The organism is Barnesiella sp. B2-R-119 (genome assembly GCF_023656675.1).
Classification (GTDB): domain Bacteria; phylum Bacteroidota; class Bacteroidia; order Bacteroidales; family Barnesiellaceae; genus Barnesiella; species Barnesiella intestinihominis.
In genome coordinates this window covers 13,773-40,472 of the sequence record NZ_JAMOKL010000009.1, presented here as the reverse complement: position 1 = coordinate 40,472, position 26,700 = coordinate 13,773, and the positions used below count along the sequence as shown (strand labels likewise).

The following is a 26,700-nucleotide window of genomic DNA, read 5'->3' as shown; positions in this document are numbered from 1 at the left end:
TTGCAAAATGCAAGACTTTTTCGCAATCTGCTATTGCAAAATGCAAGAGTTGCGATAGATGATGCGTGTTATTCCGTTAGGGAAGGTTGTGGTCTTATGAACATTCCAACGGCTCGGAGTAAGGTCATCGAATACGGGTGTACCTTTGCCGAGAATAAGTGGCAGAGTATAGACGACCATCTCATCAATAAGGTTGTAGCGTGATAGTCCACGCATAAACTCTATGCTCTGCGTGTCGGATATTTCAGCGATGTAGATGTCGGATCTGTTCTTGTCGGAGTCTCTTTCAGCAAGCAGGTCAAGCAACGGATAGTTTGGTACAAGACGGTAGATGCTACGCTCGTGCCAATAAGGAAAACCCTTTGAGTCGTTCAACACCCACTGCATCAGGTTCTCGTCAGCTTTCGGAAGAAAGCCGTCCATTGTCACTGCTGTTATGATCTGAATCTTTGCCATATCGTTACCTCCGTTCAAAAAAGAAGCGTGGTCATCACGCATCTAAACAGAGGCTCTGGCAAGCCCAAAGTGATACACGCGATGCCACGCTATGCATACGCATAGCATAAGCATTACGCAATTCATCACTTTAACTTCCACTGCCAGATTTCTGTTTAGGATTCTTGCGAACTTATGTTATGTAAACGGACAGAGACCATTAATGTTCTGTCACGATATTTCAATTTTACGGCTCAAAGATACAACTTTTTGCCGATACGCGGTTCATATTACCCCCACAATCATCATTTTATGCCGTACTTTTTCATCTTACGGTATAGTGTAGATGAGTCTACATTGAGCATTTGAGCCGCTTTTGTCTTAACACCACCACACGACTGCAAGGCTCTGATGATGCTCTGTTTCTCCAGTTCCTCGTCCTTTAACGGAAGCAGTGGAGCCTCCGAAGCATCTGTTTGTATTGCAGGAGTAATGTTCAAATCCGCATAGTCAATGAGCGTATCTTTGGCCATCAATACCGCTCGTCTAATCTTGTTCTGCAACTCCCTGATGTTACCTGACCAGGAGTGTGAGAGCAACAACCGTTCCGCTTCAGCCGTGAAGCCCGTTCTTTTCCTATGAAGCTCCGCCGAATATTTCTCGCGGAAGAAGTTGGCAAGCGGGAGTATATCTTCGGGACATTCACATAGTGATGGTTGGTGTATCTCAAACTCACCTAAACGGTGATACAGATCCTCACGGAAACGACCGTCAGCAATAGCCTTCTCCATATTCTCGTTGGTGGCGGCAACGATACGCACATCTGCCACACGCTCCCTGCTTGAGCCGACAGGCATGAATGTCCCCTCCTGCAATACACGAAGCAATGAGGATTGCATTTCAAATGGCAAAGTGCCTATCTCATCAAGGAATAGCGTACCACCTTTGGCGGCATCGAAGTAACCTCCCTTATCAGTGTCTGCACCCGTAAATGCTCCTTTCGTATGTCCGAAGAACATCGAGGCGGCAAGTTCACGAGGTATCGCTCCGCAGTTCACCGCCACGAAAGGCATATCCTTACGGGTGCTGTGGAAGTGAATGCTTCGGGCGATGGACTCTTTACCCGTACCATTGGCTCCGAGTATCAATACCGTTATGTCCGATGAGGCAACGATTTCGGCAAGATGCTCCGCCTCCCTTGCCTTTGGACTTATACGCTTGAATAGTTCCTTCTCCTTGCTGCGCATCGTTGCTATGGGCTTCAGCAGTTCCTTGACCATCTCCACCAGCTGCTCGTGATATACAGGCTTGGAAAGATAATCTTTTGCACCTATCTTGATAGCCTTGACAGCATCGGTAATGGAGGTATATTCGGTCATTATCACAAATGGAATATCCATCTTCTCCTTGCCAATCCATTCAAGGAGGTGTATGCCGTCGCCTTGTGGCAGACGCACATCTGAAAGTATCAGGTCGAACTGTTCCTTGCGTAGCAGTTTGTGGGCAAAGGGCTCATTCATAGCCGTAGCTACTGAATATCCTTCACGCTCCAGCCAGTCTTTCTGTATATGCGAGAGGGCTATATTATCCTCTACTATCAGTATCCGTTTCTTCATCGGCTATTCTCTCTATCTCTTTACGGGCATCCTCCATTAGACGCTCTATGTGGGTTATAATCTGTCCTGTATGTACCAATAATGCCTGAATATCATTATCCTGTTCCTTCAATGCCTTGCGGTATGCAAGGAGTGTGTTCTCCATTGAGAGCATCTCCCACATCGGCATCATACGATGTACGACATTACGCATGGACTCCACCTTCTCTGTTGTCATCGCAATCTTCAAATCCGTCATATCCTTCTCACAGCTCTCCAGCAGTAATCTCAATACCTTCCTTTTGTCTGTAACCTCAGCAAGCAGTCCGGAGAAATCAGCACTTTCGTTCTGTTCCCTCTCCTTGACTACGGAGGCGAGGTGTTGCAGCAGGTCTACCATGGAGAACGGCTTGAAGATACAGCCGTCAAAGCCAGCATCCAGCAGAGCCTGTCTGTCGCCATCCTCTCTGGCGGTCATCGCCACCACCGGTACGGTTCGGGAATTGCCTATGCGTGATTTACGCAACAATTCCAAGACTCTGTAACCATTGGTGTCGGGCATCTGAATGTCGGTCAGCACAAGGTCGTAGTCCTTATTTCTAATCTCCTCAAAGAGTTCTTTGGCATTGATGCAGGTCTTGCACGAGACACCGTTACGCTCCAGCATCTCCTTGATTACCTCCAACTGCAAGGTATCATCGTCAATGGTGATTACGCTGCCAGGCAGGTGATGCGAGATATCATCCATTACCGTTTCCTCTTCCACACTCTCATCGGTTACAGGCAGAGGCAATTTAACAATGAAGATCGTTCCTGCACCTTGCTTGCTCTCCACCTCAATCGTTCCACCAAGCAGAGTGACAAGACCTTTGGTGATAGGCAGACCAAGACCGTAGCCATCGGCATTATTCTCATTTGTAGCACGCTCGAATGGTACATATATGCGTTTCATCATATCTTCGGAGATGCCGACTCCCGTATCGCTTACCTTCATTGTCAGCCAGCCATTCTCATACGAAGCCTTGAAACATACATTTCCCTCGGATGTGAATTTGACAGCATTGGTGATGAGATTGTTGATGATACGCTCTATCTTGTCCTTATCACCCTTTACCGTGACATTTGTATTTGTGTTGCGATGCTTGAATTGCAGTCCCTTCTCCTTTATCAGGTGTGATACGCTGTCGGCTATTCTCTCCAACGACTCGGACAGGTGGAACGGAACGGGATTCGGAGTCTCCTTGGCTTCATCCAGACGATAGACATCAAGGAGGTTATTTACAAGGTGCAGGACATGCTTGCATAGAATGGTAATGTTCCTGAGCTTGTGGTTGCGTCTCTTCTTGTCCCTCATATCCATAGCCAGCTCTGCGTTACCGCTGATACCGTTGAGCGGGCCACGGATATCGTGCGATATGGTCATGATGATCTTGTTACGCATTTCAAGCAACTCGGCATTTTTGCAGTTGCTTGCCTCCAATTTGCGGCGACCACGCTCTTTACGCCCGTAGTCACGCATAATTACGATGTATGAGAGCAGCAGAGCAAGGAAGATGAAGGCTGTTATACCTCCCAACCATACTTTTGTCCGTTCACGGGTCTCAATGATCTGTTGCTCACGCTCTTGCAGGTCTGTCGTGACACGCTCATCCATTGCAGCAATTAGACTCTTCAGACGTTGGTTGATGTTGAGATTACGCTGTGCCAGACTATCTGCCGTTTCGGATAGTTGCCTGCTCTGCTCGGACTGTTTCCTGATGACATCACGATTGAGGGTGTAGAGTTTCGTGGAAGTTGTGGATTGAGGCGGAGTCTTCTCCTTTTTCTTGAAGAGTCCCAAGAAACCACCTTTCTTCTTCGGGGGCTCCTGCGTACTCTCATAAGCGATGACGGGGACACGCTCGGCAAGTTCTTCGCCAAGTTCAACCTGTTTTTCAAAGAGTTGGAAGATATTGAATAGTTGGATTTCCTTCTCTGCCATCAGATGCCGCAGACTATCTATTCGTTCTCCCGAATAGTAGTTCTTGAACTCGCAGAGAATGCTGTCGACCTCCATGCGTTTGGCACGGTAGAGTGCGGTGTCTGCCTCCTCCCATTCGAGGATCGTCTCACCGAACATCGTGAGGTCGAGCATATGCACGTATGCTTCATGTACATTTTGTCGGAGTCGGTGAATCTCTTTCACTTCACGCTCCAATCTGTTCATCTGTCGCCACTCGTGCAGGTACGTATATACGATACCACCAATTAGGGCGACAATAATAGTATAGCCAATGGCTATCTTCCTTTCTATTTTCATTGCGTCCTATATTTAAGTCGGGTTAGTCCGATCTGTTTATCATATATGCCTTGGCCACAAAATTACTAATAAAGCAAAAAATTAAGGCGACTTTATCATTTCTTAATAGCTGTTCAAGGCTGTGACATAATATAAAACGCTAAAAATGTTGGCTATATTGTTATAAAAGTGGGCGATAGCATAAAAAAAGCCATCATATTTGTGTGAATATGACAGCTACTATTGATTATACCATTATCGGATTGACCTTCATCGTACTGAGGTTAAGATAGAGTCCGTGATGCTCTATCATACCATGTCGGAACATCTTCCAGAGGATATTGCAGCCAAGCTGTGCCAATGTGGAGTTGATGAACAAGTCCTGCTTCTCCAATGCCTCGGCAAGTGAACAGCTCGGACCAGAGTCCTCTTCTTTGATTCGGGCATACTTCACAAGTTTGGTAATGACCTTTAATGACGGTACGGTCTGATAAATTTGTGAGGTGGGTTGCTTTATCTTCTTTGGAATACTGCCTAAGACGACCTGTCCCGATGTTTGCGTATTGCCTAAGTCAAGCCAATACAGAGGTGTCTGATAGTTGGTGTAGTTGCACGCAGGCACAGCCTTGAGGATATTCCAAAGGTCTATTCGTGATTTGATGTTATCCGTACAGGTTATGGTTATATTGGCAAGATGTTCCTGTCGAACATCTTTCATATTGGAGGGATAGAATGCCGGCACAGCCTTCCAGTCATTCCCGAAGAAGTTGTTGATGCGTGTTATCAGGCAATTCGCCTTATTCAGCCCCAAGTCGGAATACCCGAAGAGTTGTCGTCCTATGTTGGCTTCAGTTACAATATCGGGATCATATAGTGTTACGAATAGTCCCGGATGTCCGAGGGCACGAAACGTTACATCCAATCGTGCAAGGTTTGTCAATACTTGTGAGCCTGTACCTCCACCACCTATAAGGTTTACCGTTACGGGGTGTTGTGGTACGAGCAGATAACTGTCGGTATAATGTACTCTTTTCATCGTAGTATATCTTTAAGTTTCAAATTCTTTAGAGGCTTTAACTCTTCGAGGTTGAAGGGAGCATCCTTTGCCGCCTTTGTTACGAGAACAAGGTTACTCTTTGTGGGATTTCCGTTACCTCCGAGATGTGAGAACTCCGTGAGCCAGAATTTCTTCTCCCAATACTCAAGTAATTTGTCGTAGGTAATCTCTGTCGGCTTGTCAATCTTTGCCGAGCCGAGACAGACGCTTGAACCCGTGACATTGAAGAACGGAGCAGCGTAGAGTTCCGTTTCGGGCTTCAGCTCCTTGTCTATGTATGCGTAGATATTCATACGCTCATCGCGCACCTCATAGATGACACCGGGCAGGTTGTACTCGGCATTCTCAATATGTAGCGACTCCTTGAAGAACATCATACGCTTTTGTGGCGGGTTGTACCAGATATATTTCTCGTAGCCCTTACGAGTATCACTCCATAGCATATTTGTTGGGATGCGACCATGCGGTGTGCTGCTGTGCCTTTCGGAATACCCCTTTATCAGTTCGTTGATGAAGTCCACCGTTACGGGACGGCCTTCGCTCATGGCTCCCTCATTATCTATGCTCCTTACTTCAAGGAAGTATGTATCTCCTCCATCTGTGGAGTATGCTATCAATGCCGCACGGGGGCGCAGCATTGTATTTATCTGCTTGGTAAGTTTATTGGTATCCATAGTGATTATCGTATGTAGTGAATAAAATCATCTGCCCACTTGAAGAACCTTTCGGGGTAGGTATCTTCAAGTGTAAAAACCTTGTCGGTCTTTGGAGAGACGGCAAAGGTTGATGCAGGAATAATATCGTATGACTCCTGACGGGAGGAATTATAGAAGTCGATAAGGTGTTCCGTCATTATATCATCGCTGTCATAGACAACTCTTATCTGCTGTTCGAGTGTCATCGGCAGATAATCGGGCTCCTCGTCATAGAACGGGTCATAGCCATAGTACATGATGGCTTTATCCGTCTTTATGAACTCAAGTCCTCTTCTCAGCAGTTCGATAAGACCTTGTTCAAAGCCATTCTTACACTCATATTCTTCTATGGCTTTCGGCAGGTTCTTGTAATAGGACTTTCGCCACACCCTGTCGAGGAGTTTATATGCTCTACCATCCTTGTATGATTTCACGAGCTTTTCCCTCGCTCGCCTCTCTTTGGCATCTTCATCCTCATAGCAGCCTTCAGTCAGCATATCCATAGCCCAGTCCATATCATCCTCATCGTTGATAGTGGTTATACCGTTCTCTTTCATAAAATTATGATAGAATGTGATGACAATGCGTCTGAGTGTGGGATTCAGTTCCTCCACGAACTTTACAGGGAAGTAGTACAGTGTGTACTCACCCCAAGTATGTGTGTTCCACACATTGAAGTATAGACAGCCATTGTCATCTTCGAGGTTGAGATACATACCGCTTTTATTTACGAGGTCGTTCATCTCATTGTAGAGATTGACAATACCTTCACCGATAGTTCTGCCTGGCGTATGCTCCGCCTTTACATTCATCAATTCGGCATAGCGGAAATAAGAATCACGCAGGTATTCGTAATTCTCCTGCGTGATTAGGTTATAACTGTTTCCACAATAGCTCTCCCTCATAATAGTCTGTGGTGCTATGGGAAGAATAGGTGTCTTTAGAAAAGAATTACGGCACCCGTTGGCGCCGTAACTCTCTCTACTCTTGTCACACCGTATCGTACCTCCCGCTTGGTCGATGCGATTATCATCCTTGCGAGCTGTTCCGACTGATGTTCGTCCAATGGTCTGCATGACTTCTTCTTTTTAGTGTCCTTACTCATAGTTATCATCCTTTTGTTCCGATGGTTGTCTTGAACTCGTACACAGCCTTGTCATCCTTGATGGTCGGGCCGTGTACGGTTGCGGTGGTCAGTTCCGGATAGATGTTCGAGTAGAAGCTCATCACACTCTCCGGAGAGTCGTTCGGATTGGGATCAGGAAGTGTAATCATCTCTGTACCTTTCTTAAAGGTGAATGATCGCTGCATTTCGTTTCTTAAAAGTGCCATAGTCTTAAACTGTTTGGGCGTATGCCTGTGAATAATGATTTTCTAACATTGACTGAGGGAAGTCGGGATATTCCTCATAATCCTCGGGGCGGTATGCAGGGCCTTCGTGCATATATGCCTGCTGTAACTCTTCAGGCATAGGAGGCTCTTCATGATGTGGGAACATCGGAATCTCACCCTGCGGATAGTGAGGATGCTGCTGTCCTACATTTTGAGGAGGATAACCGCCTTGTGGCACGGTGAACATAGGCTGCCCGCCATACTGAGGCTGTGGAGGTTGCTGAACAGGTCGCTGTATCGGCTGCTGCACGGGACGCATTACCGTCTGTTGTGGCTGTGGCGGCATCTGTCGTGGTGCTGCCTGCGGCTGTATAGTCTGCTGTGCAGATTGCGGTGCCACATTCTGCGGTTGTGCCACTTGTGGAGCAGGTGCAGGAGTCTCTTCCATCATCTCGAAGAGCGAGCCTTGGTTCATCGCCTTCTTCTGTGCGGCAATCTTCTCATCTACCTCCTTCTGCTTGTCGGCAGTGGCATACATACGAGCCTGCTGAAGTGCGGTGATGGCATCCTTATGATTCTTGGCAGTGATCAGCTCCTCTGCCTTCTTCATATGCTTCTCGTACTTCTCACGCTTCTCCTTCTCCTCTTTGGTCTCCTTAGCCTTGGCATCCTTTGCCGCCTTGCTGTTGGCAGCGGCCTTGTCTGCCTGCTTCTCGAACTCCATCAAATTGGAGATAAGTCCCGTAGCCTTGCGTATAGGCTGCATGATGTGTTGCAGGAACTCTGCATCCATCTCTTCGGGAGTACCAGTTAGTGTCAGCGGAATGATGTGGTTTGCAGCCTCATCTTTCAGCCCATTAGCCTTCGGCAGTGTTGATACAGTAAGTTGTCCGTTCGCTTTGCGGATGACCAGAGTCAGATCTACGCTCTCGGTCATCATCTGTGAAATTGATGTGAAAAACATAACTTTATGATTTAATGTTAATACTGATTGATTTTCTTGTGATGTTCACTGGTTGAAGAACTCTGCAAGCAGTCTGTTACGGTCAGGGTGCTTGCTTATCTCCAGAATGGGATTGAGCAGCTCCGATATATGTACCGGACCTCGTGAGCCTCTTGGCGGCAACTTGATTTCAGGTTCAGTGACCGTTACTCTTCTTCTACGTACCACAGGCATCTGCATCGGTGCCATCGGTACACTTGCGATGATTGCTTGATTCATAGCTTTATCTTTTATTATATGGTTAATACTCGGACTTTGGCAGTCCGTTGAACTACGAGGGCGTTAAGGCTAATGCTTCCGGTAAGGCAAGGTTTTCGGGGAAAATACCGCAGCACGGCGAGGATGATTTTCTCCGAAACCACCTGTGGCCCGACCTTGCTGTCCGATAAGAAGCATTGGCCAACTTTGCCCTGTAGTTCATCGGCTTGCCAATGGCTGGTATTTTCTCTATCCCTTTCTTCATTCATATCCTCATTCTTGAATCGTCCACCTACAAAAAGAGCCGTCCGAGAAGGACAGCTCCCATAACCCATATCGCAATATATCTGCTTATATGTTGTATGTCGATGACAAGACCTTTTCATTGCTTTAAGAGTTAGAAGACCAAGAAACTGAGTATGGCAAAGAGGATTAATGCTGCCATTACGATGCAGGCAATCTTGTATATGAATCGGAAGAAGCCAGGGAAACATACGATGGCTACCGCAGCCCATACGGGTGATACACCTCGTGTATAGAGATAGCTGAAACCTAATGCTGCTACTACGGCTAAGAGTATCATACCTATCCACTTCATTCTCTTTCTTACGGTCGGGTCATTTGTTTTCATATCCTATATTATTTAGTGGGAACAGTCGTTCCCGATTTCGTGGGCTTGGATGTGAATCGCCTCCACCTGCAAGGTTTTCGGGAAAAATACCGCAGCCGTGCGAGGATGATTTTTGCCGAAACCGCCAGCGGCACGACCTTGCGGGGTGGAATGAGGGCGGTTCACTACCTTTGCCTACGAATCGGGATGACTGACATCATCTTTTCTTACCTCTCTTCTTGTCGGGAAATGCCAGCGTTACATTGAACTCATCGTCAAAGGCTACGGCGGCATCGAAGGAGTTGCCTTTCTTTCCCTTGAATCCCTTGATCAGCTTGGTTGTTCCCGATGAGAGCAACTGCTCTAGATGCTGCTCGTTAAGCTCCTTGTTCAGTACCTTGCGGAATACAAGCAGACCGCAATCCGGATTGTCGCACTTGGCGACCTTCGGGCGTATCATCACTTTGCCTGTACCGCATTTGGGGCAAGGGAGGGTACGCTGTTTGGGTGCAGGGAATTTCAGTCCTAGTACCTCGCGTGTTACCTGCGAGGTAAAACTCTCGATGGAGTGCATAAAGGAGCGTGTCTCCAAAGTATGCTGCTCTATTTGAAGGAGCGTCTTCTCCCAACTGCCTGTCAGTTCCACATTGGCAACCTGCATATCCTTGACTGCCTCGTAGATATAGAGTCCCTTCTCAGTAGGTACAAGCGCTTTGCCTGAACGCTCGATGTAGTCGCGCTTGAAGAGTGTCGTGATGATGGCGGCTCGTGTGGCAGGTGTTCCGATACCCAGTTCCTTCATTGCCTCCTTAGCCTTCTCATCGGTGATGTTCCTGCCGCAAGTCTCCATAGCGGCAAGGAGTGTCGCTTCAGTGTATAAAGGTTTCGGCATAGTCTTACGCTGTGCTGTGCCATAGCCCGTAACGGGTATCTGCTCACCCTCGGCGAAGCGTGCCGTACCCTTGTTGGCTTCAGTCTCGTCCTTCTCGGCATCCTCCTTACGGGCAAAGACTGCACGCCAGCCCGGATTGACGATGGTGGTAGAGCGTGAACGGAACTTCATATCCTCGGCAGTCGCCTCCATTACCAATGATTCCTTCTCGCAGCGTGGCGAGAACGCTTCAAGCATACGCCCTGCAATCATCGTATAGACAATCTGCTCGTGGGTGTTCAGTTCCTCAGGCTCTACGCCTGTGATGATGAGTGCGTGGTGATCCGTCACCTTGTCATCATCTACACTACGCATATTCAGATGCTCGAAGTCGAAACGCTTGCCATACTCCTTGAACTCGGGCATAGTGGCAATCTTCCAAAGGGAATCATAGACCTGCTCCATCAAATCGTGCGAGATATATCTGCTACCCGTTCTCGGATATGAGATATACTTCTTCTCATAGAGAGCCTGTGCCACAGAAAGGGTTTTCTCCGCACTCATATCGTGATGCGTGTTGCAGTCCTTCTGCAATGTGGTAAGGTCGTACAGAAGCGGAGCCTGCTGGTAGGTGCGCTTGCGCTCCACCTTCGTGATGAGTGCCGTTGAGTCGGGCGAGAATCGTGCGTGTGCCGCCTCTGCCTGCTCCTTGCTCTTGAAGTCCTCGATATGTGCGAACTGACGGAACTCGCCCAGATGCTCAAGGGTGATGTGCAGTTGCCAATAAGGTGTGGAAACGAAGTCGCGATTCTCCTTGTAGCGACTGCATATCATCGCCAGCGTAGGTGTCTGCACTCGTCCGAGGGAGTTGTTGGGCATACCCGAAGCCAAAGCCAATGCACGGCTGGCATTCATACCCACGAGCCAATCAGCCTTTGCACGACAGTCGGCAGCGTGGTAGAGACTATCGTAAGCCTCGCCATCCTTGAGGTTGCTCATACCTGCACGGATAGCCTCGTCCGTGAGTGAGGAGATCCAAAGACGCTTGAAGGGCTTAGTATATCCGAGATAATGGTAGATGTATCGGAAGATAAGCTCACCCTCACGCCCTGCATCCGTTGCCACGATGATGCTGTCGCACTTGCTGAATACCTCGTCAATAACCTTGAGCTGCTTGGCGGCACCGATGTCCGTTACCATACCTCTGTCGGTCTTGATCTGTCTTACCACAAGCTGGAATGGTTCGGGGAGCATAGGCAAATCCTCATGCGAAGCCTTACCGTATCCGTATGCCGATGGCATGGCGAGGGAAACGAGGTGTCCCAATGCCCAGGTTACAAGATAACCGTTGCCTGCCATGTAACCATCCTTCTTCTCTGTTGCACCGATGACGCGGGCGATGTCCTGACCTACGCTCGGCTTTTCTGCTATAATTGCTATCATAATTATTCGGGAATTAAAGAAGCCGTCTCCCGTCCCGATTACGGTTCGGGAAACGGCTGTCAGGTTAGTAATGGAATCGTGTTACTGCGTGGGGTTGATACCGATGATTTCGAGCAGCGGAGAGTCGTTCTTGCGTACAAGCTGCAAAGTGGCATCCATCACCACATCTACACCGAGGAGTACAAGGCTCAGCGATACGACACCTGTCTTCTCGCCTCGGAGCAGTGTCTCAAGCTCTCCGGCCTGTTCGAGTTCATCCTTGAGGATACCGATACCTGATAGCTCGTCCCAGTTTACATCTTCCACCTTGAAAGGTGCTTTATTCTTATCGTTCATCTTAAAATTCATTTTAGAGTTATACATTGATTTGAGTTGTCCGAGTTATGGATTAGATGCTCTGTCCCTTTGACTGACGCTTCTCCTGTTTTTCGGCTACCACATTACGCTGTGATGCGTTGCGGTTTCGGTCGGGATTCTCGTTATAGAAGTCGAGCTTGTTCTGGTTGGAGTTCAGCTTGACATACTGCGAGATGCTCTTGCCATCGAAGCCCTTCATGCCCTCCACGAGTACCGACTTGCCGCTCTGAAGGTCGGCACGCTGCTGACCGGAGAGCTTGGCACCGAAGATCTCCTTCGGAATCTCGAACTTGGCACGCTCCTCAAAGCCGTCGGGAGTGCGAGAGTACATCAGTCGTCCCGTCTCAAGGTCTGCCTTGATGAACGATGAGAACTCCTCGCCACGGTTGTTCACCATATCATTGAGGAAGATGGCTCGACCTTCACGCAGGTCTTTCTGCTCCTCAGCGGTAAGTTTCACACCGCCTATCTCCTTCGGGATGTAGATTTCTCTTGCACCCTCGGGCGAGTCGGGATTGTAACGTGTGTAGTTAGGTCGTCCTGTCGCCTCATCGAGTTTCACATACGATGAGAAGAGTTCGCCATCCTTACGCTGCATATCCTCCACGAAGATTGCCTTGCCTGCATTGAGGTCTTCAATCTGCTGCTTGGTAAGCTCCACACCACCGAGAGCGGTACGGTTGAAGATACGGTCGTTCTCGAAGATGAAGTCGATACCTCTACGCTCGGCACTTACCTGAATGTGGGCGTTGAACTCGTTGCCCGACTTGGCGGTCATGCCCTCGATATAGACCTTCTTGCCCTCACGCAGGTCGTTCTTCTCCTGGTCGGTGAGCTGCACGCCCTTAATCTCGTTAGGGATATAGACATTCTCAGCACGCATGGCCACCACCTCGTTGGTCATCTTGTCAAGGCTGATGAACGATGGGATATACTCTCCGTTGCGACCTTTGAGTTCCACCACTCGGCCCATATTGCCTGTTTCGAGGAGGTTCTTCTTGTCCTCTTCCGAGAAGATGTGTCCGAAGTAAGGACGCTCCAATTCGGGTTGCTTGCGGATACCGTGGATGGCGAGTACCACCTCACCTGTGTTGGACTGCTGCAACGACAGGCGTGCGTCGGTACGCAGTACGGCAGAGCCGAAGTTAAGGTTGATAGGTACAAGTTGGTTGGTCTTGTAACCTTTGAGCATTGAGTCGAGGAGTCCTCGCTCCTGAAGATACTCACGTGAGAGTCCGAAGTTCTTCAACTGGTCCCAGTTGATCATAGACTCGTTGTAACGATACTGATTGTTCTGCTGCTGGTCGTTAGCTTCAACGACGGGCTGCTGGGTTTGATTTTTCTTTGCCATTTCTTCTGAATTTTGATTGTTAATACTCTGTTCTGTTTGGTTTTTTGGGGTTATCTCATACTTTTTGAGAAACTCTTCCACAGCTTTTGTTTTCTTACCTTCGGCAAGGTCTTCGATGGCCTGCTTGACTTCGGGTTTGTCAAACTCCTCCTCCTTCATCGTGAAAAGACCGAAGTGTGTAGGGTCTTTCAACTGACTCCAGAAGTTCTTGAGGAAATTCTCGAAGAAGGTCGCATAACGGTCAATCTTGAGAAAGGAGTTCTGATGCTCTTTGTCTGCCGGCACGGTGGAATACTTGCCATTCTTGTTGATTTCGGATACCGCCTGAATGAGCAGTTCCATCTTGTCTAAGACCAGCACGATGTCGCTCATCTGCGGGTTCTCGGTGACTTGTGTTTTTGAGGGGTCATCCCTTACATTTTTCTTTGCCATAACTGTGAGTTTTTAGCGTTAATAACTAATGTTGTCACCGCAAATATATATAGCAAAATTTGATAAAACATTGACATTTAAGTCGTTAGACTATACAAGTCATAAGATGTCATCACTTGTCATAGCAGGTACGAAAGCAAAGACACGAAAAAGGGCAAAAGAAGGGTGAAAAGAGGGAAAATGCTCCACACAAAAGCTGAGGTGGAAAGAGCGAAAAACGAAGGCAAAAAAATGTGCGAGAAAGAAGCGGTGTATGACCGAAAAGCAATAACTTTTGTAATATGCAGAGTTGAGAGCTGAGCTGCTTTTGTCCCCACTTAAAAATTGGGGCACTAAAAAGATGGCGGTGGTTGATAGACCTTATAGGAGAATATAGATATGGCAGTCAGGTTGAGAATAGAGATGCGGCATATCTTACCGCAATGGATTTTTGACCTGTTGTACTATGCGTCGTAGGTCGCTTCGCTTGCTAAGTCCCAACCTCTGTCTCAACTCGGACGGCGATACCGGAGCGTTTTTTCGGGTGAAAAATTATCGCAGAGAATTTTTTGCCCGAAAACCCTCGGCTTGAACGTGGAGGTATTGTCCCTCCGAGTTAACTTCTTGAAGGGACTTTGCGAGTGAAGCGGGATTTTCACGCTATATATACTTTTTGTAGCCCATTCTGTCTTTCAATCGTAAAAAACGGAGTAACTTTGCAGTATTATAAAAATATAGTATATGGCATATTTTAATGATAAATTCAAAATGGCAAGGCTTGATCAAAGTCCTTATCTTTTTCATTTCATCAATGGGTATGACCAGTCTCCTCATGAAACATTACGAAAGATTTTGGAAGAAAAGCAACTTGTTAGCAGCAAAGGTTATATATGTTTTTCGGCTTCACCATTAACTGCTATTACAAAATTTTTTGACGTAAAGGTTAAAAGCACTGGAAAACCCATGTATCAACCTTGGGGATTAGGTTTTTCAAGAGATATATTAGTTCGAGATTTTGGAGCTAGAAATGTTATTTATACAGACGGTACGGAGGAAATACCAGATCATTTAGAGTGGAGAACGCAGAAATTGGATGTAGATTCTTATGACTTTGAGTATCTGCGTGAATGGCGAATCAAGAACGGCAAATTTGATTTCTCTGGATTCCCTAGAGGAGATATGATTGTTATAGCTCCTGATTATAATTGTTTAAACGATTTAGTTGTAAGATTTGATATGGAATTCACCCCTTTTGTAAATCATTATACTGGAGATATTGAAGAAGACTGGAGTGAAGTTTGGAAACGAGAATGGAAAGGTCTTTCAGTAGATAAATTAGATTCTAATAATATATTGGATGATTTTGCTGTTTCTGGCTCTACAATTTCTCAAATATTGGAAGAAGATATGCTTGATAAATTACTATCAGATTCACCTTGGAGTGTGCTAACTAATAAATAAAAAGGCTATGGAAGAAATCAAATATTATTGTTACATATGTGATGAAGAACTTACTGATACCAATAATTCAGATGAGCATATTATACTAAATGCTATTGGAGGACATTTACATTCAAATAAACTTTTGTGTAAAAGATGTAATAATACATTAGGAGACACCGCGGATGCAAAATTGGCAGAAGATTTATCCTTTTATACAGATATGTTGAAAGTGAAAAAAGTACGCAAGAATCCGCATAAACAAATTATGTTAGATGATGAAGGTCGTGAAGTTGCAGTTTATAACGCTGGAGAAAAAATAGAATTAAGACGCCCATATGTGGATAAAGAAGAAAATCAAGGTAATATCAGCATACATATAACTGCTCGCAATGAAAAAGAGTTAAAGGGAATTCTTAATGGTCTAATTAGAGAGGGAACAATCTCTCAAGAAGAAGCAGATAAACTTATTGAGAAGGCTGTCACTGTTGAACATAAGCCGATCCTTCATAAACGAAATTGTATTTCGCAAGAAGCATTCCCTAGTATTATAAAATCTGCTGTAAATTATTATTTGTTTAAAACTCAAGATACTCCTCGAATAAAACATTTAATTCCTTATATAGTAGGAGAAAAGGATGCCAAAGAAGTCTTGTATCTTCATCATTTCAAGAAACTTCCATATGATGATACCAAAGAAGAGGTAACTCATATGATTCATATAGAAGGAAGTAAAGATACAGCATTATTATATGCTATGATGGAATACTATGGTATATTCATTTATATTGTAGTTTTAGATTCAAACTATCACGGAGATGATATAAATGAAACATATACATATGATACAGTAGAAGGTTGTGAAATAACTCGAACTTTTTCATTACCTCTTACTCTTGAAGAACTTAATGTTTTTAGAGAACAACCATATGATGAATATGTGAAAAATTTGCCATACATTGAAGAAAGATGTGATAGGGTTATGAATATATGGCAAAGAAGAAAGGATCATGAAGAATTATCAAAAACCATAGAAAAAGCATTTGGGAAATATCCTGACGGATGCGTTATAACGGAAGAAATGATTTCTGAAATAGGAGATGAGATTATGAAATTTGTAGAAAATAAGTTGTCATCTCAAATTTAATAATGCAAAAAAGCCAACTTAAGCCTGCATATACAGACCTAAGTTGGCTTTCTCATTTATAGGAATTAGCAGTTCCTATGTGTGTATGCTCCACCCGTGCATCGGCTCCATCAATACGGCAAATGATTGATCGGGCTTTCCGTGATAGAGCAAGCCTCCAACAATACCCGTTCTGCCATCGGGATATACCTGTCGGAATCCGAATGAGTGTGGAGCCGAGTCATAGTAGAGTTCAATTTCACACGGGCAGTTTGGATTTTCCTCCCATTGTTTCAAGCGGTCAATACATTTTTGCAGCGTGTCGTTCTCGATTTCCTTTGCGTAGGCAACAGCCTTTTCATAACGCTCTTGACATAAAATCTTCATACTTGATATGTTTTAAGGGGTTTATAATAAATCTTCATATACTCCAAAGCCGTAGCAGTCGGCAATGTAAAAGTCCTCACTGCCGATTTCTGCAAGTGACTTCATATCTTCCAGCGTGTCGCAATAGAAGAAAATGTCATCATCCTTTTCGGTATCGGAATCCATTCCGATGGCAATACGCACTTCAACGGTATCGTAGTTATCCTTATAGCGTATAAGACAATCGGCATAGTGAGGCTCGATGCCTCGCTCTGTAAAGAACTTCAAGCATTGGCGACTTATCTCTTTTCTGACTGCATCGGGCTTCTTCCAATCGGAGTCGTCAATAATTTCAAGGCTGAGACCTTCGACAACCAAGCAAGTAGCACCATCTACATTTGTCATAAGTGTACGCTTGCCCATATACTTCTTGCGTTCTTCTTCCCAGTTGGGTAAATCCCATCTTTCTGTGGTCCATTCTCCACGATAATCCTTTGGTTTGCGGAGATACTCTGATAATGTCATTCTAATCATAGTCTATCATTATTTAAGTTATACATTACAGGCGAAGCACTGTATTCTATTTCTTTACCGCCTTGACTGTTCCGTGCAGGATTGTGCAAGGTTGGCGGGAAAAATACCGCAAGCCCCGAGGGGCGAGGATGATTTTTCCACGACACCCACAGGGCTTGACCTTGCTCAATCCGTAAGGCACGGGACAACCTTTGCGGTAAGAAATAGGATACAGATTCTAATCGTTATCCTCTTCGTCCTTCTCGTCTGGCAACAATCGTTTACGCAACTCAGGATCAGCCTTGATTCGTTCCATTTCATCTTGAACTATCTGCTCAACCTCATCTTTGATACGGGAATAGTTACGCTCTATCTGCTCCTGCATAATGTCGTTGCCGTTCTCGTCTTTGAACTCATTGACGATAGGAATCTTCTTGTATGCCTTTGTCTCGGCATTGACCTTTGCACTATCCACGATGATGCGTGAGTGGAAAATCTTCTGGTCAATCTCCTCGCCGAAGTTATCCGCCACGCTACCCACAAATGTGCCTTGCGAGAGGTTGGAAATCTTCGAGGCAGGTATAAGGAAGTCCAACTGAGTATTGATAGAGGTAGATGTGTCCTGACGGTTGATAGATACCGACTGACGCTGCTGGAGTATCTTGCCGAAACGCTCCGATAGGTTCTTTGCAGTCTCGCCAACCACCTGTCCGCTGAAGATATTCCCCACCGTATTTTGGATAACCTTCGCCTCCTTGTCACCATAGTCACGAGCCAACTGCGAGTAATCCTGAAAACCGAGACAAACAGCTACCTTGTTGCTTCGGGCAGTGGCAATGAGGTTGTCGATACCACGGAAATAGATAGTCGGCAACTCGTCAATGATGATGGAACTCTTCAACTGACCTTTCTTGTTCACCAACTTCACGATACGGCTGTTGTATAGACCGAGAGCCGCAGAGTAGATATTCTGGCGGTCGGGATTATTGCCTACGCAGAGTATCTTCGGCTCATTGGGGTTGTTCAAGTCGAGGGTAAAATCATCGCCCGTCATCACCCAATAGAGCTGCGGAGAAATCATTCTCGACAGCGGAATCTTTGCCGATGCAATCTGGCCTTGGAGCTGATCTTGCGCTCCACCTTTCCATGCGTCCATAAAGGGTGAAAGATAGTTTTCCAACGAAGGATAAGAGGTCAGAATCGTAAATATATCCGCATACGGTTTGTTCAGGAACTCAATCGTATGAGGGAAGGTACAATACTTACCGTCCTTGTAGATTCTCAGATACCAGATGATAGCCGCCAAAAGAATAATCGGAGATTCTACGAAGAAGTCGCCCTGTTTCTGAATCCATGTTTTATTCAAGTTAAGCATAATAGTATATGCTGATTCATAGGCATCGCTGATATCAACCATAAACTTCGGGTTAATGGGATTACAGCGGTGTGAGCGACGCGGGTCATCAAAGTTGATGACATAAAAACTCGGCTTTACCTTGTACTTGTCTATGTTCTTCAACAACTCATTGTAGGCAATTACCGACAGGTCATCAAACTTGTAGTCGTAGATGTATGTGGCAAAGCCTTTGGCTATGGTTTGCTTGATGTAGTTGTTCACTACGGCATACGACTTACCGCTACCCGGTGTTCCCAGTACGATGGTTGCTCTGAACGGATTCACGACATTTATCCAACCGTCCCATTCCTTGCCTTGATAGACAAACTTCGTAGGCAGGTTTACCGAATACTCATTTTCCATCAGTCGTGTCTCCTGCATGAAGCTCTCGTTGGCCACATTAAAGACATCTTCCATAAGGTTATGCTTGAACATACGGCTTATCCATACTCCAGACATAAGAAAGAGGATATATCCGACAGTCATAGTAACCGTGTAGATTACCATATTCACGATTGGCGAGAACGGTAAGTCGAGCATCCACCAATTCATAAAGAAGAGTACAAGACCACCGAGGAAGGTCGCATAAATCTTCTGCCAGGTCATCTTCTGATTCTTGACTCCCTTTGTGCCGAGGCACGACAGAGCCAAGAATATGATGGCGAACACCTTTGTCACAAGCAGGTTGCTGAACAGCCCTGCTGTATTCTGAAAGTTGAGCAGTATCTTATCTACCACTCCGATGTTGATACCCATATCCACGATGGCCTGATAGCAGAACCAGTAGATATGTACTACAATAAATATAATGGATATGGCACGCATGAACTCCATGACCTTTGCCAATCCTCTCAAATCATCTTCCTGTTGCATAATAAATTCGTTTTAATGGTTAGTGAAATTGGTTTACGATATGCCGCGTGAACGGCGTTTTTTCTTCTTCCTTTTCTTCTGGTACTGCTTGGCGAGCATCTCCTCCTGCGGATCATTTGCAGGAGCGTCAAACGAGAAGATTCCGAAGGCTTGCTCTATGCCCGATTCAAGGTCTGCCGATGAGAGGCTGTGGCTTTCCGAAAATCCTTGTGGCATATCAGTCCATGGAATGTCGCCCTGCAAGTTGAATAGCTTCTCGAAGTTGTTTGCCGAGAACTCCTTACCCAGACGGGAACCGTTATAGACCTCACGATTGTGGTGGTCGATGAATGTGACACCGTAAATGCGACCTGCATCGTTCTCGCGGAACACCACATCAATGCCCTTGCTGCCAAGCAGACGCACGAACTCCTCGCGGTTGCCACGACAGCCGTGCATTGCCAGAGCCACATCGTTGCGGATTTTGGGTTGCCACCTCTTCGCTCGTAACTCCTGAGCATTGTAGGCGATACGCTTCTCCACACCATCGTAGCCGAAACGCTTGCCGATAAGCGAGGACTTGATGGGCGTGCAGATAGGCTTACCGTTCTCATCGGTCATCGTGTAGATGATACCCGAATAGGGTTTGCCATCGAACTCGCCCTTGACCTGCTTTGCCTCGATGTTGAAGCACGAGAGCATGGCACTGTACTCGCCGAAGGATTGGAAACGGTACGAGGTAAAGACACTCTTGAGAATGTTCGATACCTGCTGCTTTACATCGCCACGGGTGTAGTCCGCTTTCTTGAGATATGGCTCCAACAACTCTCTGCGTTTGTCGGCAATCTGTTTTAGCCCGAACATCTGCTCCAATTCTCGGCAGGCCTTCATCGAGCGGTTCCACTCGTAGGCATCGTCTATCTTCTCACCGTTCTCATTCACGCAGGTAGATACTATATGTATATGTCTGCGGTCTATGTCCTCGTGGAGATAGACAATGTAGGGCTGGTTGCCGTAGCCCATCTTCTGCATATAGGCTCTTGCCAAATCCGCAAACTGACTGTCGGTAAGATTGTCGTCCAATGTCGGATTGAGCGATATATGCAGGATAGGCTTCTCGGTGTTGCGGTTGGCAGCAAGATAACTCTCAAAAGCGAACATCGTCTGCCGGACAATCCTATCAGGGTCATAAAGAGAATCGGTAATCATGCGGTTGCCCGCTATGATGCGTGCCGTATCCTCATTTACCTTCTGCTGATTGTAGATGATGGCTCCGTAGAGTGAAGCACCTCTGTTGATTTTAGCCACCATATCAACCTCCGCTTTTACGATTTAAGTGCCTCTCCTCAAACTCGCGTGTGAGGGCGATAATCTGCTTGCTCAGCACTACCAACTCCAGTGTGGCTTTCTCCAATTTGGCGACAAGGGCGAATGCCCGCTTATCCCCGAAGTTGGCTTTCACAGCTCGTACCGTCTGATTGTAGTTGTTGCCGATGGCTTGGAACTGATGGTAAAAATTCGTGAGGCGTATGTAATAATCCATAGCCGCCTTGTCGAGTTTTACTACCTTTACTTCACGCTCGAAGATTAGAGCCTTTAGAAATTTCGACCTCTCCTTGAATCCTGATTTTTGGAATTGGATGTCGAAGTGTCCGTTCTCTTCCGATGTCAATCGGACCACATAGCGATGTATAGCTGGATCTAATTTCGGTTTCCTGCCTACACCTTTTCTTTGGTTTTTCCTGTTGTTCGTCTGCATACTTTTACATTTAATTGGTTACTAACTTCCGCTATGGATTCACGACTTTGGAGTGAATCCCTCCCCGAGCCGCAGGCGAGTGGCAAGTTTGTTTTGAGTGCCCGAAAACATTTCGGGTGCCTCAAAACACAACTTGCTATGTTCGCTTGAACATGAATTTTCCTTCGTAAAATTGGCTGTCGCCGTTCCCCTCAGAGAGAAGCATCCGAAAACTCCGTTCGTCGTGCGTCCATAGACCTTTCTGGTGCAAAGTTAGACAGGTGTATTCTATTGGTAAATAGCGAGTTATATGCTATGTGGTGACATATGATGACATGTATAGTCAGAGGCTTGACAACATGGTGATTATTCCAATTTTTCGCTATTTCTTTGCGGTGTGAACGGTTGGGAATTACCCTCCGATAACGGAATAATGGTCACACTGTCGGTTGCTTCCGTGAACAGTTGGATAGTTGGAAGCAATGTCGGATATGACAGTTAACGGAAGGTCATGACCAATATACCGACCAGTAGCGGTTGGATAGTCGGAAGTATCCGATAACGGTTGCTACGATGGTCGGAACAACGGAAGATTCTGATAGTGCAAACAACCGCTAATGGATAGTTGGAAGGATGCGTTCACGGGATATTGGAAGAGACAGTTAACTTATTTATTAACAATTTAAATTTTAAGTATTATGAGTAAAGAGTGTTTGTTAGTTGCTATCAGCAACCAGAAAGGCGGGGTTGGTAAGTCAGCCCTTACGGTAGTACTCGCCAGCTACCTTCACTATGAGAAAGACCTTAATGTCGCAATCATCGACTGCGACTCACCGCAGCACAGCCTCGTGCGTATGCGTGAGCGTGACAAGAAGGCAATCTCTGCAAGTCCCTATCATCAGCAGCTTGTGGAGAAGCAATGGGAACGCACACAAAAGAAGGCATATCCCATTATCGGCTCTACGGCAGAGAAAGCAAGAGAGGCGGCGGACAAACTTGCCGAGAAGGAGAACTTGGATATTGTATTTGTGGATCTGCCGGGAACGGTGCAATCAACGGGTGTCTTCCGCACCATAGTTAATATGGATTATGTATTGACACCTTCCATTCCCGATTTGATTGTTATGCAGAGTACACTATCCTTTGCCACCACTGTATTGGACTATGCAAAGAGTCAGAAGGATGTTCCTCTCAAAGACATCATCTTCTTCTGGAACAGACTCAAGAAGCGTAGCAATACGGATGTACTGAAGACCTACTCGCAGATTATGGGAGAGTTGAAGCTATCCGTTCTCGACTCCACTCTGCCTGACCTATGCAGGTATGAGAAGGAGATTACCCATGCGAAAAAGTCATTCTTCCGTTGCACGATGTTACCGCCTCCTGCGAAACTTCTTAAGGGCAGTGGTATCGGTGAATTGGCCGATGAGCTGATTGTGAAACTTAAACTGAAATAGTTATGGCTAAGAAGAAAGTAGAAGTCAATGAGGATATGCTCAAAGACATTATGGTCGGTGATATCCCTGTCTTTGGCAGGGAAAGACCGAACTATCAGGAGCCGAAGGTCATTGAGACCGAGGATTCGGATACAGATTCGGACGAAGGCACTGAGGCGGTAGCCTCAAAGCCGAGTACCCCCAAGCCACGAAAGAAGCGTGAGGAAACAAGTACATATAAAGAGAGGTATCTTGTGAATATACCTGCCTCAAACCGCTCGCATGTATATATCAATCGCGAAGTGGCGGACTGCATCAAACGGGTGTTGCCTGTCATTGCTCCCGATATGAGTGTATCAGGTTACATCAGTAATATCCTTGTGGAGCATTTACAGCAGCACTGGGATGAGATTAACGAGTTATATAACAAAGAGTATTACAAACCATTAAAACCATTTTAAGTATGATTGAAACAATAGTAAATATCACAACAAGAGCTTGTTATTTGGTAACAGCAGGCGTTATCGTAAAGTATATCTATAGTCGATTTGTACGACACAAAAATCATCAGGGAACTAATATTCCTATGGTGAAGAAACAGACCATAGTTGCTCTTGTAGAGAATCCTTCGCTATATGAAGATACTTCTTCTGCAAAAGGAATTGATAAAGCGGAATATAAAAAGAGATTCCTTGGTAGTTATATGATGAAAAATCGCGTCCAGGTCTATATTGATAGAAGTAGTCATGAATGTATGAAGCGATTTTTATCAATTGCTGCACCAGATACGAGTATGGCAGGCTATGTCAGTAGAATTATCAAAGACCATATTGCTGAAAATGCTACGACTATCAATAAGATTTTTGAGGATAGTAAAACTAAACTCTTTTAGCTATGGAAGTAAAGATATATTTTGCAGTAAAGGTCTTATGTGCCTTATTCGTATTCTATCATCTGTGGGTGTTCTTGTTTTGCCGTAAGATTTACGGTTTGTGGGACAAACTGCATAACTGGGCACGCATAACCCGTGTCAGATTATGGAAGTACCGAAAGAAACGAATGGCAGAAAAAGCCAAGCGTGAAAGGCGTAAGAAAATATACGGTAAGGATTTGCTTACGGAAAAGCCTAAACCAATCCAAACAGTAATGCCTCAAAAGGTTGAAGAGAGTCCTCCTGTTGATGATGATCCGAATGAGGTAATGGGAAAGTCCAATATCATATATTATAACGATATTGAAGCTGACCGGAAGATTCCGACCCGTTCTTTACCTTTGAAAGAGGTAGAACTGCCTGTAGATAAGGACATCAATCCCGATGATGTAGAGGATAACATCGAACCTCAGAAGGGTTTGACCGAAGAGGATAAGCGTGAGTTGATGGAGCCTGAAGGAGTAATACCTGATCCGGACTTTGACAAGTCCTTAACATATGAGGATATGAACAACCTTGTGGATGTGCTAAACTCAGATAATCCTGACGAGCAGAAGTCTATTCGTGCAGCATCAACCATCCATCATAAGTTGGCTAATACGGTGATATTGGACTTCCTTGTCAATAAGGTAAGCAATGGAGATAAAGTAAATCAGTTGCTCCAAGAATGTTTGGATGCTAATGGAAATCCTCTGCCTAAACGAAGGAAAGCAAGTAAAGTCAAGTCGTTCGATATAAATAAGTATGCTTAGTATTTGTACATGGTTAATGATTTTTATTACTTAAACAATGTTGGCTGGCACTCCGATGTGAATCGTGGTGCCAGCGTTTTTTATGGAGTCCGCTATTTTAATTAACAAGTAAGGCAAGTATCGTAATGCCTCGTGCATTATGATTCTTGCCTTGCTATGTTGTTTAAGCTATAATTACTCTGCTGTTGCTCTTGGAGGAACTTTTCGGAATCGTTCCTGCAACGTTTCGAGGAACTTGAGCAAATCTGCAAACTCCAGAGCCTCTCCATAGATAAAGCTGGAACGCATATCGCTGTAGTCCACCTCATATTTCGGGACAAGTTCTTCACTTGGAACAATCGTAATGGATTCTGGCAGTCCCTTATCATAATCCACATATCCGACATGATAGAATTTCTTTCTATGCTCTACAATGTCATAATAAAGGTTAGAGTCATTCAATGCCTTATCCATATAATCGGTATGTGATAACTTTTCCAAATCATAGAAATGGCGAGACATACGATATGTTCTTGGCTCTTTCTTTTGGTATTCCTCACAAAGCAAAAATGCCTTCTCTAAGAATGTCCTTGCAGGACTCACGGTCTTGATGGTCTGAACAATATCAGAATCAACATCTTCATTCTTATAGACCTGTTCAACCAATGAAGATATGCGTTTCATTTCGTATGGTTCAGCCATAGAAAGGACACTGATTTCAATCTTCACAGTCGGTATTGCATAGGGAGCGTCGCTATTATAGAGTGATGGATATTGAACAAAAATCACAGATGGGTCTTTATCGTGATCCACCTTCTTTAGTTCACCATTTTCATCAACGACTTCATTTTCTGCAAGTACAATCACATCCAACCCTAAATTTGCCAGTTGTTCTTTCAAGTCATCTTTAAATTCACCGAAAAGATAATCCTGAGCCTTTTCTCTGAACTTGTGGATTTGAGTGTTGCTGGTGCAGTTGGCACACGACAGATTCATTTCATTTAAGAAGAAGTCACGACCAAGAGCCAAGTCAATATCTTCACTGAAACGGTCTATAATATCCCAACCTTTACTCAAACTTGTACCGCCTTTGAAAAGTAGATACTCGGAAGCCTTTGTGTGGAACAAGGCGTACAATATGGCTGTTACCCACCAATCTTTCTCCGCTGCGGCTTCATCAATATTCTTTGCTTCCACAACGCCCTGTATCATGGCCTTGCGTTCATCTATCGAAAAGTCTATCCATTTACTCATTGTCAGTATCCGTTTTGAGGTTTCTTTTTATAATTTGTCTTACCCATACCGGTGCCAATAATAGATCGTGTTCAATTGTTTCTGTTTCAGGTGTTGCAGATAATAGTTGAGCAACTCTTTTTTCCACGCTCTCTGTTATATTATCCTCTCCAATGCTACGAAGAGCCTGTACCAATTCGGGCATTAGTTTTCCTTTGTATGCAAAATTTCTTGGAACGCCATGTTTTAATGTTACAGTTCTATTGCCCAATTTCAGAGTTCTTGGAGTTCCTGATGTTATGAAACAAGCATTCATTGGGACTTGTGTGGAAAATCCCAATCTATTAGCAGCGGTTTCACCTGTTGGAAATACTATAGCCTTATCTCTCTTGGCAATCTCCGTTACCAGTTCAAAAGCAGAAGGATATACCACTCCAAATCGTGTTTTTTTTGCCTTAACATATACGCCTTTGGCTATTCGTGTAATCAAACCCTCTTTCTCAAATTGAGCAAGGAGTTTGGTTACATATTCCACATCAAATTGATGGAATGTAGACACAAAAAACACCTCGCCATATCTTGCGTAGGTTATCTTTGCCTTAACTTTATGTTCCACAGTTCTTTGCATACGATTTTTAGCCTATTTTAAGTCGGAATAAAAGCGTTTTTTTCCGACCACAAAGGTATGAAAATATTGCGAAGTGACAAAAGAATCCATTGTTTATTTCATTACACCTATACTTTTTGCTCTTTAAGCGGGCAAAAACTTGTGATTTTTGGAAGTTTTCGCCCGCTTAACCCGACAATATAAGGTTGAAATTTCATCCTTCAAACAAGCCTTCTTGTCCCTCTTTTTACCCCAAAATCCACCCTTCAAAAGACCCCAAATATGACATCTGACGACACGTTATGACGCGTATAGACCGATTTGAAAATCAATGGATTAAGTGCTATATATTCGCAGTCGAAATCACTTTTTGTATAACTAAAAAACATTTCGACGTATGAAGAAAAAAGTATTATTCGCAGCAGCATTTATGCTTGCAACAGTAGGTGCTTACGCACAGGGTAACGGTATCGCAGGTATCACCGAGGCTACCAACATGGTAACATCGTATTTCGACCCCGGTACCAAGTTGATTTACGCAGTGGGAGCCGTAGTCGGTCTTATTGGTGGCGTGAAGGTCTATTCGAAGTTCTCTTCGGGCGACCCCGACACCTCGAAGACCGCAGCCTCTTGGTTCGGTGCCTGTATCTTCCTCATTGTAGCCGCCACTATTCTCCGTTCATTCTTCCTCTAAT

29 protein-coding genes are annotated in these 26,700 nt (G+C 45.1%); 7 read left to right on the top strand and 22 right to left on the bottom strand.

Annotation, left to right across the window (positions count from 1 at the left end; genetic code table 11):
* Nucleotides 1-30: 30 nt before the first annotated feature.
* From NBH06_RS13435 to NBH06_RS13365, 15 genes are all read right to left on the bottom strand, one after another.
* A complete protein-coding gene (locus NBH06_RS13435) occupies nt 31-456 on the bottom strand; it encodes a dihydrofolate reductase family protein (protein ID WP_057327245.1) in 426 nt (141 codons plus the stop codon).
* Nucleotides 457-740: 284 nt separating this feature from the next.
* Entirely contained in the window at nt 741-2,051 is a 1,311-nt protein-coding gene (locus NBH06_RS13430; protein WP_195664423.1) for a sigma-54-dependent transcriptional regulator, read from the bottom strand.
* The gene (locus tag NBH06_RS13425; RefSeq protein ID WP_195664422.1) at nt 2,020-4,329 is read right to left on the bottom strand and encodes an ATP-binding protein; all 2,310 of its coding nucleotides are present in this window, start codon (nt 4,327-4,329) and stop codon (nt 2,020-2,022) included. The genes NBH06_RS13430 and NBH06_RS13425 overlap by 32 nt, the downstream gene beginning before the upstream one ends.
* A 226-nt stretch (nt 4,330-4,555) precedes the next feature.
* Nucleotides 4,556-5,344, bottom strand: coding sequence for a PRTRC system ThiF family protein (locus NBH06_RS13420; protein WP_195664421.1), 789 nt, complete (start codon nt 5,342-5,344; stop codon nt 4,556-4,558).
* Complete coding sequence (locus NBH06_RS13415; protein ID WP_195664420.1) at nt 5,341-6,039, bottom strand: prokaryotic E2 ligase family D protein; 699 nt, start codon at nt 6,037-6,039, stop codon at nt 5,341-5,343. Before NBH06_RS13415 ends, NBH06_RS13420 begins: the two co-directional genes overlap by 4 nt.
* A gap of 5 nt (nt 6,040-6,044) precedes the next feature.
* Nucleotides 6,045-7,136 carry a hypothetical protein gene (locus tag NBH06_RS13410; RefSeq protein ID WP_195664419.1) on the bottom strand — a complete coding sequence of 364 codons (1,092 nt, stop codon included), beginning with the start codon at nt 7,134-7,136 and terminating at the stop codon, nt 6,045-6,047.
* 34 nt (nt 7,137-7,170) lie between these two features.
* Nucleotides 7,171-7,392, bottom strand: coding sequence for a PRTRC system protein C (locus NBH06_RS13405; RefSeq protein WP_025018924.1), 222 nt, complete (start codon nt 7,390-7,392; stop codon nt 7,171-7,173).
* Between the two features lie 4 nt (nt 7,393-7,396).
* The gene (locus NBH06_RS13400) at nt 7,397-8,356 is read right to left on the bottom strand and encodes a PRTRC system protein E (protein ID WP_195664418.1); all 960 of its coding nucleotides are present in this window, start codon (nt 8,354-8,356) and stop codon (nt 7,397-7,399) included.
* 45 nt (nt 8,357-8,401) lie between these two features.
* Complete coding sequence (locus tag NBH06_RS13395; RefSeq protein WP_195664417.1) at nt 8,402-8,614, bottom strand: hypothetical protein; 213 nt, start codon at nt 8,612-8,614, stop codon at nt 8,402-8,404.
* 14 nt (nt 8,615-8,628) lie between these two features.
* Nucleotides 8,629-8,979, bottom strand: coding sequence for a hypothetical protein (locus NBH06_RS13390; RefSeq protein WP_195664416.1), 351 nt, complete (start codon nt 8,977-8,979; stop codon nt 8,629-8,631).
* Between the two features lie 11 nt (nt 8,980-8,990).
* Complete coding sequence (locus tag NBH06_RS13385; protein WP_005794012.1) at nt 8,991-9,224, bottom strand: hypothetical protein; 234 nt, start codon at nt 9,222-9,224, stop codon at nt 8,991-8,993.
* Nucleotides 9,225-9,236: 12 nt separating this feature from the next.
* Nucleotides 9,237-9,389 (bottom strand): hypothetical protein, encoded by a 153-nt coding sequence (locus NBH06_RS13380; protein WP_250794782.1) that lies wholly within the window; start codon nt 9,387-9,389, stop codon nt 9,237-9,239.
* A gap of 31 nt (nt 9,390-9,420) precedes the next feature.
* Nucleotides 9,421-11,517 carry a type IA DNA topoisomerase gene (locus tag NBH06_RS13375; protein ID WP_195664415.1) on the bottom strand — a complete coding sequence of 699 codons (2,097 nt, stop codon included), beginning with the start codon at nt 11,515-11,517 and terminating at the stop codon, nt 9,421-9,423.
* 81 nt (nt 11,518-11,598) lie between these two features.
* A complete protein-coding gene (locus tag NBH06_RS13370) occupies nt 11,599-11,853 on the bottom strand; it encodes a DUF4099 domain-containing protein (RefSeq protein ID WP_005794016.1) in 255 nt (84 codons plus the stop codon).
* A 52-nt stretch (nt 11,854-11,905) separates the two neighbouring features.
* On the bottom strand, nt 11,906-13,657 hold the full coding sequence (locus tag NBH06_RS13365; RefSeq protein WP_005794018.1) for a DUF3945 domain-containing protein: 1,752 nt from the start codon (nt 13,655-13,657) through the stop codon (nt 11,906-11,908).
* A 720-nt stretch (nt 13,658-14,377) separates the two neighbouring features.
* Here NBH06_RS13365 and NBH06_RS13360 point away from each other — a divergent pair.
* Together NBH06_RS13360 and NBH06_RS13355 are read left to right on the top strand one after the other, a co-directional pair.
* Complete coding sequence (locus NBH06_RS13360; RefSeq protein WP_195664414.1) at nt 14,378-15,097, top strand: hypothetical protein; 720 nt, start codon at nt 14,378-14,380, stop codon at nt 15,095-15,097.
* A gap of 7 nt (nt 15,098-15,104) precedes the next feature.
* Nucleotides 15,105-16,223 (top strand): HNH endonuclease, encoded by a 1,119-nt coding sequence (locus NBH06_RS13355; RefSeq protein ID WP_007834090.1) that lies wholly within the window; start codon nt 15,105-15,107, stop codon nt 16,221-16,223.
* A gap of 75 nt (nt 16,224-16,298) precedes the next feature.
* On the opposite strand, the gene NBH06_RS13350 is transcribed toward NBH06_RS13355, so the two are convergent.
* The 5 genes from NBH06_RS13350 to mobA all read right to left on the bottom strand — a co-directional run bounded on the left by NBH06_RS13350 (nt 16,299) and on the right by mobA (nt 21,088).
* Nucleotides 16,299-16,589, bottom strand: a complete 291-nt coding sequence (locus NBH06_RS13350) for a DUF4120 family protein (RefSeq protein WP_195664413.1) — start codon at nt 16,587-16,589, stop codon at nt 16,299-16,301.
* 21 nt (nt 16,590-16,610) lie between these two features.
* Nucleotides 16,611-17,102, bottom strand: a complete 492-nt coding sequence (locus NBH06_RS13345) for a hypothetical protein (protein ID WP_007834084.1) — start codon at nt 17,100-17,102, stop codon at nt 16,611-16,613.
* A gap of 217 nt (nt 17,103-17,319) precedes the next feature.
* The gene (gene mobC, locus NBH06_RS13340) at nt 17,320-19,350 is read right to left on the bottom strand and encodes a conjugal transfer protein MobC (protein ID WP_250794780.1); all 2,031 of its coding nucleotides are present in this window, start codon (nt 19,348-19,350) and stop codon (nt 17,320-17,322) included.
* Nucleotides 19,351-19,383: 33 nt separating this feature from the next.
* Nucleotides 19,384-20,640, bottom strand: coding sequence for a conjugal transfer protein MobB (mobB, locus tag NBH06_RS13335; protein WP_007834077.1), 1,257 nt, complete (start codon nt 20,638-20,640; stop codon nt 19,384-19,386).
* Nucleotide 20,641: 1 nt separating this feature from the next.
* Nucleotides 20,642-21,088 (bottom strand): conjugal transfer protein MobA, encoded by a 447-nt coding sequence (gene mobA, locus NBH06_RS13330; RefSeq protein WP_007664665.1) that lies wholly within the window; start codon nt 21,086-21,088, stop codon nt 20,642-20,644.
* Nucleotides 21,089-21,765: 677 nt separating this feature from the next.
* On the opposite strand from mobA, the gene NBH06_RS13325 reads away from it, so the two are divergent.
* The 4 genes from NBH06_RS13325 to NBH06_RS13310 all read left to right on the top strand — a co-directional run bounded on the left by NBH06_RS13325 (nt 21,766) and on the right by NBH06_RS13310 (nt 24,186).
* Nucleotides 21,766-22,524: a ParA family protein gene (locus NBH06_RS13325; protein ID WP_007834075.1), complete on the top strand. Its 759-nt coding sequence runs from the start codon at nt 21,766-21,768 to the stop codon at nt 22,522-22,524.
* A gap of 2 nt (nt 22,525-22,526) precedes the next feature.
* A complete protein-coding gene (locus NBH06_RS13320) occupies nt 22,527-22,964 on the top strand; it encodes a DUF3408 domain-containing protein (RefSeq protein ID WP_007834071.1) in 438 nt (145 codons plus the stop codon).
* Between the two features lie 2 nt (nt 22,965-22,966).
* Nucleotides 22,967-23,395: a DUF3408 domain-containing protein gene (locus NBH06_RS13315; RefSeq protein WP_007834063.1), complete on the top strand. Its 429-nt coding sequence runs from the start codon at nt 22,967-22,969 to the stop codon at nt 23,393-23,395.
* Nucleotides 23,396-23,562: 167 nt separating this feature from the next.
* A complete protein-coding gene (locus NBH06_RS13310; protein ID WP_250794779.1) occupies nt 23,563-24,186 on the top strand; it encodes a DUF4122 family protein in 624 nt (207 codons plus the stop codon).
* 174 nt (nt 24,187-24,360) lie between these two features.
* Here the strand turns inward: NBH06_RS13310 and NBH06_RS13305 are convergent, their stop codons facing one another.
* Together NBH06_RS13305 and NBH06_RS13300 are read right to left on the bottom strand one after the other, a co-directional pair.
* Nucleotides 24,361-25,419, bottom strand: coding sequence for a nucleotidyl transferase AbiEii/AbiGii toxin family protein (locus NBH06_RS13305; RefSeq protein ID WP_007834048.1), 1,059 nt, complete (start codon nt 25,417-25,419; stop codon nt 24,361-24,363).
* Complete coding sequence (locus tag NBH06_RS13300; RefSeq protein ID WP_007834046.1) at nt 25,412-26,026, bottom strand: DUF6088 family protein; 615 nt, start codon at nt 26,024-26,026, stop codon at nt 25,412-25,414. The genes NBH06_RS13305 and NBH06_RS13300 overlap by 8 nt, the downstream gene beginning before the upstream one ends.
* Before the next feature lie 376 nt (nt 26,027-26,402).
* Here NBH06_RS13300 and NBH06_RS13295 point away from each other — a divergent pair, with 376 nt between their 5' ends.
* Nucleotides 26,403-26,699, top strand: coding sequence for a DUF4134 domain-containing protein (locus tag NBH06_RS13295; RefSeq protein ID WP_005794045.1), 297 nt, complete (start codon nt 26,403-26,405; stop codon nt 26,697-26,699).
* Nucleotide 26,700: the final 1 nt, after the last annotated feature.

Coding starts and splice junctions, on each gene's coding strand:
- NBH06_RS13435 (WP_057327245.1), bottom strand. CDS start 456: ATGGCAAAGATTCAGATCATAACAGCAGTGACAATGGACGGCTTTCTT.
- NBH06_RS13430 (WP_195664423.1), bottom strand. CDS start 2,051: ATGAAGAAACGGATACTGATAGTAGAGGATAATATAGCCCTCTCGCAT.
- NBH06_RS13425 (WP_195664422.1), bottom strand. CDS start 4,329: ATGAAAATAGAAAGGAAGATAGCCATTGGCTATACTATTATTGTCGCC.
- NBH06_RS13420 (WP_195664421.1), bottom strand. CDS start 5,344: ATGAAAAGAGTACATTATACCGACAGTTATCTGCTCGTACCACAACAC.
- NBH06_RS13415 (WP_195664420.1), bottom strand. CDS start 6,039: ATGGATACCAATAAACTTACCAAGCAGATAAATACAATGCTGCGCCCC.
- NBH06_RS13410 (WP_195664419.1), bottom strand. CDS start 7,136: ATGCAGACCATTGGACGAACATCAGTCGGAACAGCTCGCAAGGATGAT.
- NBH06_RS13405 (WP_025018924.1), bottom strand. CDS start 7,392: ATGGCACTTTTAAGAAACGAAATGCAGCGATCATTCACCTTTAAGAAA.
- NBH06_RS13400 (WP_195664418.1), bottom strand. CDS start 8,356: ATGTTTTTCACATCAATTTCACAGATGATGACCGAGAGCGTAGATCTG.
- NBH06_RS13395 (WP_195664417.1), bottom strand. CDS start 8,614: ATGAATCAAGCAATCATCGCAAGTGTACCGATGGCACCGATGCAGATG.
- NBH06_RS13390 (WP_195664416.1), bottom strand. CDS start 8,979: ATGAAAAGGTCTTGTCATCGACATACAACATATAAGCAGATATATTGC.
- NBH06_RS13385 (WP_005794012.1), bottom strand. CDS start 9,224: ATGAAAACAAATGACCCGACCGTAAGAAAGAGAATGAAGTGGATAGGT.
- NBH06_RS13375 (WP_195664415.1), bottom strand. CDS start 11,517: ATGATAGCAATTATAGCAGAAAAGCCGAGCGTAGGTCAGGACATCGCC.
- NBH06_RS13370 (WP_005794016.1), bottom strand. CDS start 11,853: ATGAACGATAAGAATAAAGCACCTTTCAAGGTGGAAGATGTAAACTGG.
- NBH06_RS13365 (WP_005794018.1), bottom strand. CDS start 13,657: ATGGCAAAGAAAAATGTAAGGGATGACCCCTCAAAAACACAAGTCACC.
- NBH06_RS13360 (WP_195664414.1), top strand. CDS start 14,378: ATGGCATATTTTAATGATAAATTCAAAATGGCAAGGCTTGATCAAAGT.
- NBH06_RS13355 (WP_007834090.1), top strand. CDS start 15,105: ATGGAAGAAATCAAATATTATTGTTACATATGTGATGAAGAACTTACT.
- NBH06_RS13350 (WP_195664413.1), bottom strand. CDS start 16,589: ATGAAGATTTTATGTCAAGAGCGTTATGAAAAGGCTGTTGCCTACGCA.
- NBH06_RS13345 (WP_007834084.1), bottom strand. CDS start 17,102: ATGATTAGAATGACATTATCAGAGTATCTCCGCAAACCAAAGGATTAT.
- mobC (WP_250794780.1), bottom strand. CDS start 19,350: ATGCAACAGGAAGATGATTTGAGAGGATTGGCAAAGGTCATGGAGTTC.
- mobB (WP_007834077.1), bottom strand. CDS start 20,640: ATGGTGGCTAAAATCAACAGAGGTGCTTCACTCTACGGAGCCATCATC.
- mobA (WP_007664665.1), bottom strand. CDS start 21,088: ATGCAGACGAACAACAGGAAAAACCAAAGAAAAGGTGTAGGCAGGAAA.
- NBH06_RS13325 (WP_007834075.1), top strand. CDS start 21,766: ATGAGTAAAGAGTGTTTGTTAGTTGCTATCAGCAACCAGAAAGGCGGG.
- NBH06_RS13320 (WP_007834071.1), top strand. CDS start 22,527: ATGGCTAAGAAGAAAGTAGAAGTCAATGAGGATATGCTCAAAGACATT.
- NBH06_RS13315 (WP_007834063.1), top strand. CDS start 22,967: ATGATTGAAACAATAGTAAATATCACAACAAGAGCTTGTTATTTGGTA.
- NBH06_RS13310 (WP_250794779.1), top strand. CDS start 23,563: ATGGCAGAAAAAGCCAAGCGTGAAAGGCGTAAGAAAATATACGGTAAG.
- NBH06_RS13305 (WP_007834048.1), bottom strand. CDS start 25,419: ATGAGTAAATGGATAGACTTTTCGATAGATGAACGCAAGGCCATGATA.
- NBH06_RS13300 (WP_007834046.1), bottom strand. CDS start 26,026: ATGCAAAGAACTGTGGAACATAAAGTTAAGGCAAAGATAACCTACGCA.
- NBH06_RS13295 (WP_005794045.1), top strand. CDS start 26,403: ATGAAGAAAAAAGTATTATTCGCAGCAGCATTTATGCTTGCAACAGTA.